Raw genomic sequence first — 3,088 nt, 5'->3', positions numbered from 1 at the left:
CCAGACAATTCGAAATAATTTCTTTAATTTGTACTCGTGTGAGATCCATACTGTTTTACTGTTTTATTTTATTTTTTCAAAGATAATAGTCTTGGGTCTTACACACTTTTTTGGGACAGTATCAAGATATAGGTGCTTATGCTGTCAACTTCTATATCTTTGGTTGAAGTTACATTGTTATTTTCTTCTACTGCGTCATTATATTCTGGCGCTTCAATGGTCTGATTGTTATTAGGCATATCTTCGTCTAAACTTACTGTAGGTCCGTCATTTTGAGTAGACGATACATTGTCATATTGGCTTACATAGAAGCATACAATGTTATTTGGAATAAATTTATACTGATAACTACCTTGAGGTTTAAAAGCTACCACAGCGTAATACACATATCCATTAAGATCTTCTGTAGAAAAATCAATATCGATATATCCTGTTTGATTGGGAGTCATCATAATTGTTTTCTCAACTTGATGTTTTCGGTCAATCGGCTGTCCGGAACGACTGGCTGTAATAAAGAAGAGTGCTTTTCCTCTGTAGCCATTTACAGATTTCATGTAGAAGCGAGCCCTAAAGGTATTGCTGCTCTTACTAATTGTTGCATAATCTCTTCCTAAATATTTGCCATTTTGTGAGAATCCGACAGAAATTTGAGTGGCGTCATTTTTGGCGGTTCCCGGTTTGGGAGTCGTTTTTTGTTTGATTGTAACTCCTCCGGCACTCCAGTTACGAGTGTTTTTGTCTGCCCACATAGCTGTTTCTTTGCCATTAGAGGCTTTATAGCTAACCATTAGATTGTAATTGCCCGGAGACAATGTCTTGAAGTTGTCGTTGGAGTAGAATGTCAAATCAATACGCTGATCTTTTTCAATAGTAAGTGTACCACTTGATATTTTTGTCTGCTTGCCATTTGAGTCTACTGTATAAAGATTGATATAGTCTTTGTAATTGACATCGCCATTGTTGGCAATAGTGATGTTAAATTTAGCTCCTGATCCTTGTTCAACGAAGACTTGTGCTCCGTTCATTATTTGCAAGTCATAACCATGAAGCGTTGGTGTTGGATCAGTATCAGAATTTGGGTCTTTTGTAACTCTGATTGTACCGGCTCCCGGAATAGTTATGGTCTTGTTGTTATTGTCTTTATAAGCAATGGCAAGGTTATATTGCCCCTCTTCAATGTTTGAGAAATCAGCATTAAAAGAGATAGGCTTTTTGCTTTGGGCAAAGACTGTTGTGTATTCAGAGGCAACTATTTTTACAATTGTTTGGTCCTTATTATATGCAGCAAGATAAAGATAGTTTACAAACCCCTTTGTTTTGTTATTATTGCCAATCTGTAAGCTTATATACTGATCTTTAGCTTGATTGACTTCAGATTGAAGAGCCTTTTCTGAAACATAAAGGTCTGAACCGGCCTCCTCTTCTGTATCCTTATCCTTATCATTATCGGGAGTCTCCACTCTATCCGGCTTTAGATATCTAATCATTTGTTGGCCATAAGAGTATCCGCTACTACTACCTCCAATACCTTGTTTGCCGGGCTCGAGGATATCCAGATCGTACCATCCGTTTTCCATATAGTTCCATCCCCAATCGACGTGAACATACCCTTCTGTGGCATAACCATCCAAAACAAAGCAATGCCCTCCATCATTGGAGAATCCGGCATAGATGACCGGACCATAATTATCCATCTCGTCTTTAAGTTCATTGATCCAAGCCTCCTTTGTGCGAAAACTGGATCTGCTTTGCCAGCGAACAGTTTCCTTGTACTTGAAATTATTTACCAAAGGTTTGACCGCATAATATACTTGGGTACCGCTACCTCCCAGTCGAGCCGGTCCATAGTTCATACGAACAGCATAACCAACATCTCGAAGCAGTCTACCTATATTGTCAGATTCCTTTTCTGTGCATCTGAGACCAGTCGATCTGTTGATACCTCTTGAAGTAACGGCGGAAGGCATATTGTTTTCCCAGTCATAAGGTTTGTTTTCCGGAGCGCCTTCTTTGTCAAAATCCAGAGACATAAGTTGTCTATTCCAAGTATAGGAAATTTGACCTTTAGCCTTATCCGGCCATTGATGCCATCTAAGGACAGTAGATATTGCTGTAGCTACACATCCTGAAACAGTGGGGTAGGTACGCCCTTTGTATGTTACATTGGGACAATATCTATTAAATGGCCAATCTTGTCCCCAACTGATAGGTTGAGTAAGTTTAGTTTTCCTATCATGTGAGTAACCCAAAAGAGGAGCTCTTTCAATTTCATAGTCGGAGGCACTTCTTAATGTGGTCTGATAGGGAATGTCCGGCATTGTTTTTATGGCATAATCCATCTGTCTTTCGTACTCATCAAAGAGAGCTCGAATTGAGGGATTGTTTTGTATAGATTCTGTAGAAAGATGACCTGTTTCTGAAAATCCTAACACCGGCTTTACACGATCATCTCCGGAAACGATTACATAACCTCCTTTTTCACCTTCGTTAATTACATAGTAATAATTGAGATCACCATTCTGAGTATCCGATGTGTTGAGTGTTTTTACCGGAGATGAATAGGTCATCCTCAACCGGGCAGAATGCCCTAAAAATTTGTTTGCTATCTGCATTGCTTTAATCTTTCCTACTGGAGCAGCCGATATAGCTGATAAACCAATGAATAGCAAAGAACAAAGAATTGTAATTTTTTTGTTCATAACACTGTTAAGTTAAATTGGATAAATAACATAGTTCATAATGTTCTTGTTAAAGAGCAATATTGCTATAATCTTTAGTACACTAGTGCGCTTCGTAAAATTATTAATCTTTTTTTTTTGAGCAAAGAGGTTTTAACTTTTGTCAGATGTTTGTGCCTCGTTTAATCTGTTATTTTGGGGTTAGTGATTGTATATTAATCTTTTGATCCTTTCAATAGATGATTTATTGTATGACTGGTTTCACTGATTCGAAAGCTTGACATCTTAGAAGCTGTTTAAAAATTATTCAGAGAATTTATTAAGCAATATTTTGCAGAAAGCAAGTTGAACCATAGCCTCTGCAGTAGCGGCATGAAACTCATAATCAATCGTCAGTCTTCTAAAATTTT

Annotated in this window: 1 protein-coding gene; it reads right to left on the bottom strand. The window is 37.8% G+C overall.

The features are described 5' to 3' along the window. Nucleotides 1–98: 98 nt before the first annotated feature. Entirely contained in the window at nt 99–2,699 is a 2,601-nt protein-coding gene (locus tag ACFO3G_RS03505; RefSeq protein WP_380078032.1) for a C10 family peptidase, read from the bottom strand. Between the last annotated feature and the right edge of the window lie 389 nt (nt 2,700–3,088).

The organism is Falsiporphyromonas endometrii (assembly GCF_042654485.1).
Taxonomy (GTDB): Bacteria; Bacteroidota; Bacteroidia; order Bacteroidales; family Porphyromonadaceae; genus Porphyromonas; species Porphyromonas endometrii.
This window is presented reverse-complemented; position numbering and strand designations above follow the sequence as displayed.

Excerpts from the sequence above, each read along its gene's own strand:
- ACFO3G_RS03505 (WP_380078032.1), bottom strand. The coding sequence starts at position 2,699 with ATGAACAAAAAAATTACAATTCTTTGTTCTTTGCTATTCATTGGTTTA.